Origin of the sequence: Neorhizobium alkalisoli (assembly GCF_002968635.1) — a bacterium.
Classification (GTDB): Bacteria; Pseudomonadota; Alphaproteobacteria; order Rhizobiales; family Rhizobiaceae; genus Neorhizobium; species Neorhizobium alkalisoli.
In genome coordinates, this window is sequence record NZ_PVBN01000003.1 from 342,947 (window position 1) to 358,229 (window position 15,283).

The 15,283-nt window shown below is 59.3% G+C and carries 15 protein-coding genes; 10 read left to right on the forward strand and 5 right to left on the reverse strand.

Annotated elements, in window-relative coordinates; translation table 11 throughout:
- The 3 genes from C5L13_RS09015 to C5L13_RS09025 all read right to left on the reverse strand — a co-directional run bounded on the left by C5L13_RS09015 (position 1) and on the right by C5L13_RS09025 (position 2,538).
- Positions 1-1,167, reverse strand: coding sequence for a PLP-dependent transferase (locus C5L13_RS09015; protein WP_105382934.1), 1,167 nt, complete (start codon positions 1,165-1,167; stop codon positions 1-3).
- Positions 1,164-1,871: a FadR/GntR family transcriptional regulator gene (locus C5L13_RS09020; protein ID WP_105382935.1), complete on the reverse strand. Its 708-nt coding sequence runs from the start codon at positions 1,869-1,871 to the stop codon at positions 1,164-1,166. Before C5L13_RS09020 ends, C5L13_RS09015 begins: the two co-directional genes overlap by 4 nt.
- A 430-nt stretch (positions 1,872-2,301) precedes the next feature.
- Positions 2,302-2,538, reverse strand: coding sequence for a hypothetical protein (locus tag C5L13_RS09025; protein ID WP_105382936.1), 237 nt, complete (start codon positions 2,536-2,538; stop codon positions 2,302-2,304).
- Between the two features lie 498 nt (positions 2,539-3,036).
- Here C5L13_RS09025 and C5L13_RS09030 point away from each other — a divergent pair, with 498 nt between their 5' ends.
- The gene (locus tag C5L13_RS09030; RefSeq protein ID WP_105382937.1) at positions 3,037-3,267 is read left to right on the forward strand and encodes a BrnA antitoxin family protein; all 231 of its coding nucleotides are present in this window, start codon (positions 3,037-3,039) and stop codon (positions 3,265-3,267) included.
- Between the two features lie 90 nt (positions 3,268-3,357).
- On the opposite strand, the gene C5L13_RS09035 is transcribed toward C5L13_RS09030, so the two are convergent.
- Positions 3,358-3,795 carry an Lrp/AsnC family transcriptional regulator gene (locus tag C5L13_RS09035; RefSeq protein ID WP_105382938.1) on the reverse strand — a complete coding sequence of 146 codons (438 nt, stop codon included), beginning with the start codon at positions 3,793-3,795 and terminating at the stop codon, positions 3,358-3,360.
- A 132-nt stretch (positions 3,796-3,927) separates the two neighbouring features.
- Here C5L13_RS09035 and C5L13_RS09040 point away from each other — a divergent pair, with 132 nt between their 5' ends.
- From C5L13_RS09040 to C5L13_RS09060, 5 genes are all read left to right on the forward strand, one after another.
- Complete coding sequence (locus tag C5L13_RS09040; RefSeq protein WP_105382939.1) at positions 3,928-4,980, forward strand: ornithine cyclodeaminase; 1,053 nt, start codon at positions 3,928-3,930, stop codon at positions 4,978-4,980.
- Positions 4,981-5,117: 137 nt separating this feature from the next.
- Positions 5,118-6,410: a flavin monoamine oxidase family protein gene (locus C5L13_RS09045; RefSeq protein WP_105382940.1), complete on the forward strand. Its 1,293-nt coding sequence runs from the start codon at positions 5,118-5,120 to the stop codon at positions 6,408-6,410.
- Positions 6,398-7,117, forward strand: coding sequence for a GntR family transcriptional regulator (locus tag C5L13_RS09050; protein WP_105382941.1), 720 nt, complete (start codon positions 6,398-6,400; stop codon positions 7,115-7,117). Before C5L13_RS09045 ends, C5L13_RS09050 begins: the two co-directional genes overlap by 13 nt.
- Positions 7,118-7,191: 74 nt before the next feature.
- On the forward strand, positions 7,192-8,340 hold the full coding sequence (locus tag C5L13_RS09055; RefSeq protein ID WP_105382942.1) for a M24 family metallopeptidase: 1,149 nt from the start codon (positions 7,192-7,194) through the stop codon (positions 8,338-8,340).
- A 47-nt stretch (positions 8,341-8,387) separates the two neighbouring features.
- Positions 8,388-9,299, forward strand: coding sequence for a dihydrodipicolinate synthase family protein (locus tag C5L13_RS09060; protein ID WP_105383139.1), 912 nt, complete (start codon positions 8,388-8,390; stop codon positions 9,297-9,299).
- A gap of 65 nt (positions 9,300-9,364) precedes the next feature.
- On the opposite strand, the gene C5L13_RS09065 is transcribed toward C5L13_RS09060, so the two are convergent.
- Positions 9,365-10,708: an MFS transporter gene (locus C5L13_RS09065; RefSeq protein ID WP_105382943.1), complete on the reverse strand. Its 1,344-nt coding sequence runs from the start codon at positions 10,706-10,708 to the stop codon at positions 9,365-9,367.
- 311 nt (positions 10,709-11,019) lie between these two features.
- Here C5L13_RS09065 and cyoA point away from each other — a divergent pair, with 311 nt between their 5' ends.
- Genes cyoA through cyoD form a run of 4 tightly spaced genes read left to right on the forward strand, consistent with a single transcriptional unit; the run spans position 11,020 to position 15,270 of the window.
- Complete coding sequence (cyoA, locus tag C5L13_RS09070) at positions 11,020-12,207, forward strand: ubiquinol oxidase subunit II (RefSeq protein ID WP_105382944.1); 1,188 nt, start codon at positions 11,020-11,022, stop codon at positions 12,205-12,207.
- Between the two features lie 30 nt (positions 12,208-12,237).
- Positions 12,238-14,241, forward strand: a complete 2,004-nt coding sequence (gene cyoB, locus C5L13_RS09075) for a cytochrome o ubiquinol oxidase subunit I (protein ID WP_105382945.1) — start codon at positions 12,238-12,240, stop codon at positions 14,239-14,241.
- A gap of 1 nt (position 14,242) precedes the next feature.
- On the forward strand, positions 14,243-14,866 hold the full coding sequence (gene cyoC, locus C5L13_RS09080) for a cytochrome o ubiquinol oxidase subunit III (protein WP_105382946.1): 624 nt from the start codon (positions 14,243-14,245) through the stop codon (positions 14,864-14,866).
- Positions 14,863-15,270 (forward strand): cytochrome o ubiquinol oxidase subunit IV, encoded by a 408-nt coding sequence (cyoD, locus tag C5L13_RS09085; protein WP_105382947.1) that lies wholly within the window; start codon positions 14,863-14,865, stop codon positions 15,268-15,270. The genes cyoC and cyoD overlap by 4 nt, the downstream gene beginning before the upstream one ends.
- The last annotated feature ends 13 nt before the right edge of the window (positions 15,271-15,283 follow it).

Genomic DNA, 15,283 nt, shown 5'->3' on the forward strand with positions numbered 1-15,283 from the left:
TTAAGTGGCGACGGCGATCGCCTCCTGAAGATCGCTCCACAGAGCCTCGGTTCCCTCAAGGCCGACATGGAGGCGGACTGACCGCGCATGAATGCCGAAAGCATGCGCGGAATTCGGCTGGGCCTTCTGCTGCAGCACCACCTCGCCCGGTACGATCAGGCTTTCGTGGCCGCCCCAGCTGACGCCGAGCTTGAAGAGTTTGAGATGATCGGCAAAAGCGCGGATATCGACACCATCTCGGAAGATGAACGAGAAGAGGCCCGAAGTTCCGTTGAGGCCGGCCGGAAGTCGGTTCGCGAGGCCTGGATGGCAGACTTGTTCCACCACGTCGAGTTCCTGCAGACGGCGGGCAATCGTCAGCGCCGCAGCCTCATGCGCCCTCATGCGGATTGGCAGCGTCCTGAGCCCTCGGATGAGCAGCCACGCATCGAAGGGCGAAAGCTTGCCGCCGAGATAGGGATAGGCCTCCGCCTTCAACCGCGCGATCATCTGCTTCGAGCCGGCAACGACACCGGCGACGACGTCGCTGTGGCCTCCCAGATACTTCGAGGCCGAATGGATGACGAGATCGACCCCCAGAGTAATGGGGCGCTGGAAGAACGGGCTCGCCCAGCTGTTGTCGATCATCGACACCACGCCGTGCTTCTTCGCAAGTGCTGCGAGGGAGCCGACATCGTGGGCCTCCATGATCCAACTGGTGGGGCTTTCCATGTAGAAGACCTTGGCGCCGGGCAGAGCCTTGGCCACGGCTTCCTCGTCGCGGCCGTCGACATAGGTAACCTCGATCTTCATCCGCTTGAGGATGGTCCCGAACAGCCTGAAGGCATCGGGGTAGACGTGCTTGACCGCGACGATCCGATCACCGGGCTCGACGAAGCTGAGCACGGCCGACGAGATCGCCGACATGCCGCTTGCAAAACCCAGTGCATCCTCGGCGCCTTCGAGCTTCGCCAGCATTTCTTCGAAGGCACGTACAGTCGGATTGAGGCCACGCGTATAGATCGGCCGCACCTTCTCGCCACGATAGGCAGAAATCATGTCGTCGTAGTCTGAAAAGGTGAACAGCGACGTCTGGAAGATCGGCGGAACGACTGCCTCGGCAAAATTACCGTCGTCATGGGCGGTGATCAGCGAGGCAAGTTCGAATTGTTCCGAGCCGTCATTCATTTGGACATTTCCTTGATATCTTCCTCGACGATTTCGAGGATCTTCAGTGTCTCGCTACGCGCCGCTTCCGGATCCTGCGCGACGATCGCGTCGAACAGAGTCCGGTGGTACGGAAACGACCGGCGTGCGAAGTCGAAACGTTCGAACGGATGGCTCCAGAAGCGCTCGAACGTTTCGCGCATCTGCTCAAGCAGTTGACGGAAGAGCGGATTGTGGGTGGCGTCGTAGACAGCCAGATGGAATGCCAGGTCTTCCGGTCCCGAAGCGCCCTTGGCGTGATGCACCCGCTCCATCTCCTCCAGCCGTGCCTCGATCATCTCCAGGTCAGAGGCAGTCCTCATCCGTGCCGCGACCATCCCGGCTTCGCATTCCAGCCCCCTCCGCACCTGCAGTGTTTGCAAGAGCGCATCGCGCAGGTTGGCCGTATCGAGTGATAGCGGCATATGGATCGTGCGTCTGGATATGGGCTTCAGCAGATAGTTTCCGCTTCCCTTTCGGGATTCCACCACGCCGAGCGCCTGAAACCAGCGGATGGCCTCACGGATGGTAGAGCGTCCGACACCAAGTGCGGCCATAAGTTCCCGCTCGGCCGGCAATCGATCGCCGGATTTAAGGTCGGCGCCCTCCACGTAGTCGGCAAGAGCCTCGCCTACTTGGCGAGCTCTGTCGATCGGCGGCAGCAAAGGGATCAGGGGCTTGTTCATGGCGTGCGTAATTGGTCTGACATCTGAGCAATAAAATATCGGCATGGATACTTTGTCAATGCGCCGGCGACGCAGCCAAATGTCGGGCGGATGAAGCGGTGAATGTTGAGGATGGAGGGGTGGCTCCGCTGGCCAATTCCGAACTATGGGCGGCCAGCCCCGGCTGCCGAGGACCGCAATAGGGGGACGACGAGCGTGATACGGTTTGCTTGGCGAAGCCGCTTAGCTCAATGGCGCATCAGCGCCGGTGACCTGCTGATCGTATCAGCAGGTCTCTTCGCCGATGTCGCCCTCGGCAAAGCCGGCTTAAACACAAATCTCTTTCGCTGCTCAGTTGGCGCTTTCACCGCCACATCGACCAGGTATCAAAGGACGGTTCTCGGTTGCCGAAGGATCCTGATCGGATTGCGTCAGAAGGTTCACATGCCCCTCAGAGCCACTGACGACCGTCAGCCGTCTGGCAGCCGTATGGCGGAAGAACATTGCCAAACGTTTCGTGCAGCTTGTCGCAACCCCATTTGTTGATTGGGCCCGGCATACGGCTGTTCAACTCGATACCGATCTCGTTGTAAGGGCTTTCGGTATTGGTGACGTAATTGTACCAACGGAAGCCGACAATGCCGATAAATGCAATTGCGGCGATCAAAAGCAGCTTGATAACTTTCATTCAGTTTTCCAATGCGCGAAACGGATCTTCCTCAGCGAATACGGCTAGGTCTGGAAAAGAGACTTCGTCCGCCGCCCCGCCGATTTCTCGAGGACGTGCGGTAACCATCCGTTGCGGCGAAATCAATCCCCTGCCCGAAATGCTCATGCTGGAACCCACCTCTTGCTGGCGCGCCTGAAATTAAACTTGCCCCCTGCTCGCGGTGGTTCCTATTGACTCAGCGAAACTGAAGGGTGGCGGGTTTTCTCCGATTGCTATCCTGCCTTGTCTAAAGGATAGTCCAGATCAGATTCGAAGTTGAAGACATTGCGATCGCAAAGGGTTCGAAATCGAAGAGATGCTTCCAGTGTCATCTATCTGCTTGCGGGCAGATCAGACGACCGAAGGACGAAGGAAGACATTTCTACCTCCCCTAAATCTCGCGAAAGCGACGGTATGATCCGAGCGATCGATGTTGCCGTTGAGATGATACCATCAAGGCCAACCAGGAACGAACCCATGAAGACACCGAGACGAGCCGCCAACCCCCGCGACGCCGCCGAAGCGCTGTTCAGCCCGGCGAAAAAGCCGCCTCCGGCGCCTGCGGAACGACCAATACTGCCGAACGCCAAGGAACTCGTGACGCTCAAGCTTGACAGCGAAGTGCTGGCCTATTTCCAGTCGGAAGGTAGCCGCTGGCAGGACCGCATCAATGCGATCCTGCGGGCCGCGATGAACGACAAGAACTAGAAGGGAAAGCTATCCGGATAGCATCAATGCATGCGATTTCGGCAGAATCGATGATCGCGGGTATGTCCATGTCATCAGCAGCTATGCGGCTCAAACGGAACTGAGCAAAAGGCTGGTTTCGCTATTCGACACGCCGTCGATCATGCGCACTTCGCGGAGCACGCGATCGAAATCCGAGAGGCTGGATGCGCGGATATTGGCGACGAGATCCCAATTGCCGTTGGTGGTATGAAGGGAATAGATTTCAGCTATGCCACGGAGCCTGCGGATAACCTGGGTGGTGGACTTGCCCACCACCTCGATCATCATGACCGCCCGCACCGATTGCGCATCGTAATCCTCCCTCACCCGCACGGTGAAACCAAGCAGTGTTCCGGTTTCCATCAGCCGGTCGAGGCGGTTTTGTACCGTGCCTCGGGCCACGCCAAGGGCCTGGGAAAGCCTCGACAGCGAGGCGCGCCCGTCCGCTCGCAAATGGGCGATGATCCGCCGGTCGAGATCATCGGGGATATATTTGGCAACATCCATAGCAAATCCTCTTGGCGAATTTGGCAAGATCATTGATCAATTTGCTCAAAATGCTGACCGATGCAACACAGGTTTGGCATTTAGCCGAACGCAGTGGGCTGGTATCCTTGCTGGAAGTACAAGGAGATCGATGTGCTGCAGGCCCCTTCCCAGAAAGCGCTTATTCCTTTCGTCAGCGTCGAAAACATGATGCGCCTGGTCCATCACATCGGCGTCGAGACCCTGCTTGAGGAGCTGGCAGGCGTTGTCGAAGGCGATTTTCGCCGATGGGAATTGTTCGACAAGACGCCTCGCGTCGCGTCTCATTCGCGTGAAGGCGTCATCGAGCTGATGCCCACCTCCGATGGCGAGATTTACAGCTTCAAATATGTCAACGGACATCCGAGAAACATGTCCCACGGGCTCCAGACGGTGACAGCCTTCGGTCTGCTGGCGGAAGTCTCCACCGGCTACCCCGTGCTCCTTACCGAGATGACATTGCTGACGGCTTTGCGCACGGCGGCAACTTCGGCGATGGCGGCACGTCATCTTGCGCGGAAAGGCGCCAAGACGATGGCTCTGATCGGCAACGGTGCGCAGGCTGAGTTCCAGGCGCTAGCGATGAAGGCGGTGCTCGGCATCGAGAACGTCCGCCTTTACGACATCGATCCTGCCGCAACTGAAAAGACAATCCGCAATCTCGCCGGCTCTGGATTGTCTGTCACCGGGTGCCGCTCGTCTCAGGTGGCAATCGAAGGCGCAGAGATCATCACGACCTGCACCGCCGACAAACAGTTCGCGACCATTTTGACGGACAACATGATTGGCGCCGGCGTGCACATCAATGCAATCGGGGGCGACTGCCCCGGCAAGACAGAACTCCACCGGGACATCCTTCTGCGCGCCGATACCTTCGTGGAATATCCGCCGCAGACGCGGATCGAGGGCGAAATCCAGCAGATGGCTCGCGACTATCCGGTGACGGAACTCTGGCAGGTCGTCGCCGGGTTGGCTCCTGGACGGCGCGACGCCAACCAGATTACTCTCTTTGATAGTGTCGGCTTTGCCATCGAAGATTTTTCCGCCCTCCGCTACGTCCGGGAAAAGCTTCGAGGAACGGAGTTTTATCAGGAGATCGACATCATCGCGGATCCTGACGATCCGCGCGACCTCTTCGGCATGCTCCAGCGCGCGCAGGCTGATTGACGACCTGTCCCACGAAGTCGCATGGCCGACGAAGGGAGTCATCGAGATGAAAGATGCTCGCCCAGCCTCCCTGGCGAATGGACGTCGTGGTCCTCTTCCGCTAATGCCTGACGAAGAAGGTGGCAGCGGAGAAATGCATGCCGGAACGGGACGTCATCATTGTCGGTGCAGGTTTCACCGGCCTTGTCGCTGCATCACAGCTGGCTGACGCCGGCCTCGACGTTCTCCTGCTCGAAGCACGCAGCCGGGTGGGCGGGAAGGTCGAATCCACCGTCCTGACGAATGGCAGGCGGGTTGATACGGGCGGGCAATTCTTCTGCCGTGACATGCCGCAGTTGATGGCGCTCATCGAAGCCCATGGCACGATGCCGATGATGTCCTATGCTGATGGGGACACCGTTTTCCGTCCTCCCGTTTCACCCGCCGAGGGTCTTGCCCTGTGGCATCGGGTTGATGCGCTTCGGGAGCAAATGATCGCAACGGACCCGCACGACCCGGAACTGGCCGGACTGACAGTTGCTGCCTGGATTGCGCGGCAGGACATTCCTGCAAATGTCGCGCAAGGCTTTCTTCGTCTCGTGAAGGGCCTATGGTGTCGTTCGCCCGAGGAAATCTCCTTCGCCTACCTTGCTTCGAACGATCGGCGGATAACCAATACTCATTGGGAACTGGAGATGTTCCTCGCCGAAACCATGCACTGGCTGGCCGAGCGGATCGCCGCCAACCTCGACCATCGACTGCGGCTGGATGCCCGTGTCACCCATGTCGATCATTCCCCCGGCGGTGTCACGGTAGGGGTGGAACAGGAGCTTTTTTCAGCGCGCAGGCTTATCCTCGCTCTGCCTCCGACCATAAGCCGCCGGCTGTCTTTCTCACCTGCTCTCTCCGACGCTTTAGGTCGCGCACTCGCCGCCTGGGGCGCCGGCAATGCGATAAAGGTGCACGTGACCTATGCTCGACCCTTCTGGCGCGTTGACGCGCTGAATGGATCGGTGATGTGGCAGGAGCCACAAGGGCTCTATGCCTGTGATGCAAGCCACGGGGACCATGCCGGACTGGTTGTCTTTATCGGCGGCCCGCTGGCGGACGATTGGCACAGGAAGTCCAACGGTGAGCTGCGAACCTTTATCCTGGGCTTGCTTGTCGACGCGTTCGGCCCGGAGGCCGGACAACCACAAGAAGTCCATATCCGTGATTGGGTCGCCGATCCCTGGAGCGGCGGCGCCTATAGCGACGTCATTGTCGAGCTCGATGCCGCAGACGCCGAGGATGTCCTCAACCACGGCGCACCGCCTGTCTATTTCGCATCATCGGAGCTCTCGCCATCTTTCCCAGGTTACATCGAAGGAGCCATCGTGGCGGGAAAACAAGTGGCTGCGCGCGTATTCTCAGACGTTAGACAAGGGGTTGCGACACCATGGCAAGAATAGAACCGGACGAAAACGACGCTCCCCGCCCTCGCGGTTCCGGCACTCAAAGCGTCTATGCGGTATTGCGTAGGGAAATCCTCGCCATGGCGCTGCCGCCGGGAAGCCCGCTTGATGAAGTGCGGCTGTCGGAGCGCTTCGGAATGTCGCGCACTCCCGTGCGGGAGGCGCTTCTGCGTCTTTCTGCCGAAGGCCTCGTCACCACGTTACCCAACCGCAATACCATCGTCTCGCCGATCGACTTTGCATCGCTGCCTGGTTATTTCGACGCTCTGACATTGATGTACCGGGTCACGACCCGCGGGGCCGCGACCCGGGCGGAGCCGGAGGCCATGGATGTCATTCGCGCCCGCCAGGCGGAATTCACCGCGGCCGTTGAGGCGCAAGACGCGTTGGGGATGATCGAAGCCAACCGCGAATTCCATGTCGCCATCGCCGAGCTTGCCGGCAATTCTTACTACATCACCTTTTTCGCACGACTCCTCGATGAGGGACGGCGAATCCTGCGGCTTTATTACCGGACATTCGATGACCGCCTGCCTCGGCAGTACGTCGAAGAACATGAAAAGATCATCGCCGCGATCGAGGCTCGGGATGTCGGACAAGCCGACGAGCTCGCACTTCAGCATGCCGCACAGATCGTCAAGCAGATCCAGGATTATCTTGCCCGCGATCTCGGCAATCCCCTCGATCTCAACAAAATCGTCTAAGTCAGATCCCCAATATTGGTGTCGACAAACTGAATACAGAAGCGTATAAAGGGCTGAGCAGCAAGGAACCCCATATGTCTTGGTCTTGGCCTCACCCTGTTCCTGACATCGCACACGACGAACGCCAGCGGCGGCTTTCGCTACTGCAGGCTTCGCTCGTGGAAAGGGAGTTGGGCGGACTGCTGTTGGGCGCGACGGAGAGCCTTCGCTATTTCACGGGCTTGGTCTGGCACCCAAGCGAACGCCTTCTCGGCGCGCTCGTAACACCGAATGAAATCCGCTACATCGTGCCCGGCTTCGAGCAGAGCCGCGTCGAAACCCTCTTCCGGCTTCCAGGCGATATTGCGGTTTGGCAGGAAGACGAAAGCGGTGCGGCTCTGGTGGCGTCACTCCTGCCGCCCGGCGCAAAACTCGCTCTCGACGACGCCTTGCCCCTTTTCGTCTATCATCAGCTCGCCGCGGTCTTCGGTGCCGATCGCCTTGTCGACGGAGGCCGGCTAATCCGCGATATGCGGCTTAGAAAGTCGGAAACAGAAATTGCCATCATCAAGTATGCGATGGACCTGACGCTGGAGGTGCAACGCCGCGCTCATTCCATCATCAGGCCGGGCATCCGCGCCTCCGAAGTCATTCGCTATATCGACGAACAGCACAAGGCGCTCGGAGCCGCCGGAGGATCGAGTTTCTGCATTGTCTCCTTCGGTCTCGCGACGTCGCTGCCCCACGGCGCCGATGGCGACCAGGTCTACTCCCCGGGAGATGTCGTCCTGGTCGACACCGGCTGCCGGTTGGACGGCTATCATTCCGACCTCACCCGCACCTACGTGTTGGACGAACCGACAAGCGAGTTTGCCGAAGCCTGGATGATCGAGAGGGAAACACAGCAGGCCGTGTTCGAGGCGGCGCGGATTGGCGCCACCTGCGGCAGCCTCGACGACGCGGCGCGGCGCGTCCTGGCAAGCCACGGACTCGGCCCGGACTATGTCCTCCCGGGGCTGCCCCATCGCGCCGGCCACGGACTTGGCATGGAAATTCACGAGGAGCCTTATATCGTTCGGGGCAACTCTACCGTGCTCCAGCCCGGAATGTGCTTTTCGAATGAACCGATGCTCGTATTTCCGGGACGCTTCGGCATACGTCTCGAGGATCATATCCACATGACCGCAACCGGGCCGGAATGGTTTACCCAACCGGCAAGGAGCCCGACCGAACCCTTTGCCTGACCGCTTCGCCGGCGGCGACGGATCCGACAACCATAGGAGTGCTTGAAATGACCACAGGCTGGAGCGGCGTTTTCCCCGCCGTGACGACACAGTTCAATGAAGATTTCTCGGTCGATATCGACGCGACGCAGGGCGTTCAGGACGCGCTCGTGCGCGATGGCGTCAACGGGCTGATCGTCATGGGCACCTGTGGCGAGAACAATTCCCTCGATCCGGAAGAAAAGCGCACGATCCTCAAAGCCGCGGTCGAAGTGGTCAATGGGCGGGTGCCGGTGATCACAGGCGTTTCCGAATTCGACACGCGCCGTGCCGTCGCCTATGCCCGGGACGCGGAAAAGCTTGGAGCCGACGGTTTGATGGTTCTGCCGGCCATGGTCTATGTGCCGAAGCCGGAGGAACTGATCGCGCATTTTAAGGCGGTGGCGGCAGCGACTTCCCTGCCGATCATGCTCTACAACAATCCGCCCGCCTATCGCGTCAACATCACCAACGAGGTGCTGCGCGAGCTCGAAGGTGTGGCAAACATCAAAGCCGTCAAGGAAAGTGCGCCTGATCCCCGCCGCTTTACCGACCTGATCAACGCCTTTGGCGATCGGTTCGATATCTTCGCCGGGCTTGATGATGTGGCGCTTGAAGGCTTGTTGCTCGGCGCCAAAGGTTGGGTGTCAGGCCTTACCAGCGCCTTCCCGCAGGAATCGGTGGCGCTCGTCGCTGCGACAGCCCGCGGCGATTGGGAGGAAGCCCGTCGCATCTACCGCTGGTTCATGCCGCTGCTGCATCTCGACGCCGAGCACGATCTCGTCCAGTCGATCAAGCTTGCGGAGCAGATCATGGGCCGCGGAACGGAGCGCGTGCGCATGCCGCGCATGTCGCTCACCGGCGCCCGCCGTGCGGAAGTCACCGCCATGGTCGAGAAGGCTGCCGCGACGCGCCCGACGCTCAGCAAGAAGGCCGCCTGAAAAGCTGCCTCCTTTTGGAAATGGAATTTGCAAAATGCCGGGGGACAAGCCCGGCATTTTCGATTTCAGCGCCCGGGACCCGGTTCGTTGCTCTGATCGAGAACGCGGCTCACGCTGAGCGCGATCAGGGTGCAGATCGCCCCTGAGATCAGATACCCGCCGATAAAGATGATGCCGAAATTGCTGGCAAGGCCAAGCGCCACCAAAGGCGCGAACCCGGCCCCAACCAACCAGGCAAGATCGGACGTCAATGCCGCGCCGGTATAGCGGTAATACTGGCTGAAGCGGGAGGAAACGGCACCGGAGGCCTGGCCGAAGGACAGGCCCAGGATACCGAAGCCGATGATGATGAAAGCATCCTGCCCCTTCCCCCCGGCATCAAGCAGGAAGGGTGCCGAGAACGAGAAGATCGCGATGATCACTGCGCCGACCATCAACTGGCTGCGACGGCCGATGCGGTCGGCCAATACCCCTGAGAGAATGATGCCGATGATCCCGACAGCCGCCCCTGCCACCTGCACCCAAAGGAATTCCGCCGCCGACTGACCGCCGTAGAGCGTCACCCAGCTCAGCGGAAATATCGTCACGAGGTGGAACATGGCAAAGCTTGCGAGCGGCACGAAGGCGCCGAGCACTACGTCATGGCCGTGTTTGCTGAGCATTTCAAAGACGGGCCGCGGCTGCAATTCATTGGCTTCCAGCGCCGAGCCGAACTCCTTGCTCGCCACGATCCGTAGCCGCGCAAAGAGCGCCACAACATTGATTGCGAAAGCCACGAAGAACGGGTAGCGCCAGCCCCAGGCCAGGAAGTCGGCTTCCGAAAGATTGGCGACAAAATAGCCGAACAGGATGCTCGCCAGCGCAAAGCCAATTGGCGCTCCGAGCTGCGGGATCATCGCATACCAGCCGCGATGATTCGGTGGCGCGTTGAGGTTGAGGAGGGAAGCCAGACCATCCCAAGCCCCCCCGAGCGCAAATCCCTGTCCGAGACGGAAGAGCGCCAGAAGCGCCACCGCCCAGTAGCCGATCGTTTCATATCCCGGCAGGAAGGCGATCGAAGCCGTCGATCCGCCCAGAAGGAAGAGCGCGACCGTCAGCTTCGTGCCGCGTCCATAGTTGCGGTCCACCCACATGAACACGAAGGACCCAACCGGACGCGCCATGAAGGCGAGCGGAAAGATCGCAAACGACATCAGCGTTGCGGTGACCGGATCGGGCGCAAAAGGAAAAATGAGCTTCGGGAAGACGAGGACGGAACCAAGACCGTAAACGAAGAAGTCGAAAAATTCCGACATGCGACCAATGACCACGCCGATGGCGATGCTGCCCGGCGATATCGGCTTGTCGTCATGAATGCGGCGGGCATCCCGTTCCAGGCCAGATGATGTGGGATTGACGACCGTGTTCATGCTTTCCTCCTGGCGTGACTCCGCCTCACTCTGGAAATGTTGATCAAACTGCCGGCGAGATCAAGGACAGCCGGCCGAAAAAGCCCGAGGGTCGTGTGCGGCCGCCCCTCTAGCCGGAGAGGCATTGCGTCCTAGATGTGATCGAGCGGCATCGGCGACCCCTCGGGATTCAGCAGCGGCAAGTGCTGATCGGCCCGAAAGGTCTCGTTGCTGCATTGCGACATATTGCTGCACTGCGACGAACGACCTCATTCCCGACCATGCATCGTCGCGATTAGTCCAACTAGACAAAACGCAAATTCGAGCCCGAGATGCAAAGTCTAATCAAGTTCGTCGGCCGCCTCTTCCTTTTCGTGTCTTTTCCGGCTCTTGCCGGATGCAACCTCGTGGTCATGTCGCCTTCGGGGGATATTGCCGTACAGCAGAGAGACCTCATCGTCGTCTCGACGGTGCTGATGTTGTTGATCATCGTGCCGGTCATTTTCCTGACACTGTTTTTCGCCTGGCGATACCGCAGCTCGAACACCAGCGCACCCTACGATCCGGAGTGGCACCACTCGACGCGGCTTGAAGTCATCATCTGGTCGGCGCCACTTGCGATCATCATCGCATTGGGCGCGGTCACCTGGATTAGCACCCATAAGCTTGATCCCTATCGGCCGCTCGACCGGCTGGATGCCGAGCGCGCCATTCCCGCCGAAGCGAAGCCGCTTACGGTCGAAGTCGTCGCGCTCGACTGGAAATGGCTGTTCCTCTATCCGGACTACGGGATCGCGACGGTGAACGAAATCGCCGCGCCGGTCGATGTGCCGATCAATTTCAAGATCACGGCCTCCTCGATGATGAACTCGTTTTATGTTCCCGCGCTTGCCGGCATGATCTACGCCATGCCAGGCATGCAGACCAGGCTGCACGCCGTCATGAACGAGCAGGGCGAATACGAGGGTCTGTCGACCAACTACAGCGGCGATGGCTTCTCCCATATGCGCTTCAAGTTTCACGGCCTGCAGCAAGCCGGTTTCGATGAGTGGGTTGCAAGGGTGAAGGCGCAGGGAACGGCTCTCAGCCGGGATGCCTATCTCAAGCTAGAAAAGCCGAGCGCCAGGGAACCGGTCCGCTACTTTGCGAGCGTCGAGAACGGTCTATTCGACGCAATCCTGAATATGTGCGCGCGTCCCGGCCAGATGTGCATGAGCGAAATGATGCATATCGACATGGCCGGAGGCGGCGGCGCCGAAAGCCACGACAACCGCGCCAAGCTGGAATACGACAATCGTCATGCCGATGACGCGGCACACGGAGAAGCAGCACCCGGAGCCACCTTCCCGGCGACAGGAAATCCTGCTCGCAGCCCGGAACCCGCCAAAGGCATAGATGCACCGCATCAGCCGACCGAAACGCCGATCCAGCAAAACATGCACGAAGGCCACACAACTCCAGGCAGCGCTCCGGGCGGACCCGCCGCGCCACAGATGAACCAAGGCACCACGCAGCCCTGACCGGCACATCAATCGATTTTGGACAATACAATGTTCGGCAACTCTACCCTGACGGAATTCATCTTCGGACGCCTCTCATGGCAGGCCATCCCTTACCACGAGCCCATCCTTGTCGTGACATTCGCGGCGGTTGTTCTGGGCGGGATCGCCCTGCTGGCGCTGATTACCAGGTACAAGCTCTGGGGCTATCTCTGGACGGAATGGTTCACCAGCGTCGACCACAAGAAAATCGGCGTCATGTATATCGTTCTCGCGATCATTATGCTGCTGCGCGGCTTCGCCGACGCGATCATGATGCGTATCCAGCAAGCCATCGCCTTCAACGGCAATGAAGGGTACCTCAATCCGCACCACTACGACCAGATCTTCACGGCTCATGGCGTGATCATGATCTTCTTCGTAGCGATGCCCTTCGTCACCGGCTTCATGAACTACGTGGTGCCGCTGCAGATCGGCGCGCGCGACGTCTCCTTTCCCTTCCTCAACAACTTTTCCTTCTGGATGACGACAGCCGGAGCCATCATCATCATGATGTCGCTGTTCGTCGGCGAATTTGCCCGCACCGGCTGGCTTGCCTATCCGCCTCTTTCGGGTGCCGATTACAGCCCTGGTGTCGGGGTCGACTATTATATCTGGGGGTTGCAGGTGGCAGGTGTCGGTACGACGCTGTCGGGCATCAATCTGATCGCGACGATCGTGAAAATGCGCGCACCCGGCATGACGTTCATGAAGATGCCGGTATTCACCTGGACCTCGCTTTGCACCAACATTCTGATCGTTGCGACCTTCCCGATCCTTACGGCTACGCTCGCGCTCCTGTCGCTCGACCGCTATGTCGGCACGAACTTCTTCACCAACGACCTTGGCGGCAATCCGATGATGTATGTGAACCTCATCTGGATCTGGGGCCACCCGGAAGTCTATATCCTGGTGCTGCCGGCTTTCGGCATCTTCTCGGAAGTCGTCGCCACCTTCAGCGGCAAACGGCTGTTCGGTTATGCCTCGATGGTCTATGCGACCTGCGTGATCATGATCCTGTCCTACATCGTCTGGCTGCATCATTTCTTCACGATGGGTGCCGGCGCCTCGGTGAACGCCTTCTTCGGCATCACCACGATGATCATATCCATTCCTACCGGCGCGAAAATGTTCAACTGGCTCTTCACCATGTATCGCGGCCGTATCCGCTACGAGCTGCCGATGTACTGGACGATAGGCTTCATGGTGACCTTTGTGATCGGCGGCATGACCGGGGTCATGCTTGCCATCCCCCCGGCCGACTTCGTGCTGCATAACTCGCTTTTCCTGATCGCCCATTTCCATAACGTCATCATCGGCGGTGTCCTGTTCGGTCTGATGGCAGGCATCGTCTACTGGTGGCCGAAGGCTTTCGGCTACAAGCTCGATCCGTTCTGGGGCAAGATGAGCTTCTGGTTCTGGCAGATCGGCTTCTTCGTCGCGTTCATGCCGCTCTACGTACTCGGCCTGATGGGCGTAACCCGTCGCGTCTCTCAGTTCGAAGATCCGTCGCTGCAGATCTGGTTCATCATCGCGGCATTCGGAGCTTTCCTGATAGCGATCGGCATTGCGTCCTTCATAATCCAGCTTGTCGTCAGTTTCCTGAAGCGCGACCAGCTACGCGACAACTCCGGCGACCCCTGGGATGGTCGCACACTGGAATGGTCGACCTCCTCACCGCCTCCGGACTACAATTTCGCTTTCACCCCAGTCGTGCATGATCATGACAGCTGGTACGACATGAAGCGCCGCGGCTATGAGCGCCCGCTCGGCGGTTTCAAACAGATCCACATGCCCAGGAATACCGGGACAGGTTTGATCCTGGCCGCACTCAGCGTCGCCCTCGCCTTCGGGATGATCTGGTATATGTGGTGGCTGGCGATCCTCTCCTTCGTCGCGATGCTCGCGGTCGCGATCGGCCACACATTCAACTATAACCGGGATTTCTACATTCCTGCCGAAACCGTAACGACAACAGAGGACGCGCGCTCCGAACTGCTCGCGGAGCGGACCTGACATGGCAAGCAATATCCAGGCCCAAGATACGGATAAGCCGGAATTCTACCTGACTGAAGAGCATCATCCAGAAGGCAGCACCATGCTGGGCTTCTGGCTCTATCTGATGAGCGACTGCCTCATCTTCGCGACGCTGTTTGCGACCCATGGGGTACTTGGCCGCTCCTATGCCGCCGGCCCCTCGCCCGCCGATCTGTTCAATCTGCCGCTGGTGGCCGTCAATACGGCCATGCTGTTGTTGTCGTCGATCACCTACGGCTTTGCCATGCTGCAGATGGAGCGCAATGCCAAAACCGAGACGCTGTTCTGGCTCGGGGTGACCGGCGTGTTCGGCGCGATCTTCCTCGGGCTGGAGCTCTACGAATTCATCCATCTGATTCACGAGGGCGCGGGTCCTACCCGCTCGGCTTTCCTCTCCTCCTTCTTCACGCTGGTCGGTACCCATGGCCTGCATGTCACCTTCGGCATCATCTGGCTGATCACCTTGATGGTGCAGGTTTCGATGCGGGGATTGATCCCCGAGAACCGCCGCCGGCTGATGTGCCTTTCAATGTTCTGGCACTTCCTCGACGTCATCTGGATCGGTGTCTTTTCCTTCGTTTACCTCCTGGGAGTCCTAGGATGATCTCGCACCCGCACGCCCCCGCCCATGAAAGCGCCTCTGCCACCCATCACGGCCACAGCAACGGCCATGAAGCCGGCCACGGCACTCTTAAGGGCTACCTAATCGGTTTTGTTCTTTCCGTCATCCTGACCGCCATCCCGTTTTGGCTGGTCATGGGCGAGGTCTTCGACAGCAAGCTGGTGACGGCTTTCTTCGTGATGGGCCTCGGCGTCATCCAGATTGTCGTTCACATGGTTTATTTCCTCCATATGAACCCGCGCTCGGAAGGGGGCTGGACGATCATGGCGCTGATCTTCACGCTGGTGCTCGTCGGCATCACGCTCGCCGGTTCGCTCTGGGTCATGCATCATCTGAACGCGAACATGATGCCCATGTCGCCTGAAATGATGAAGAACATGCCATAAGGGTCCACAACTG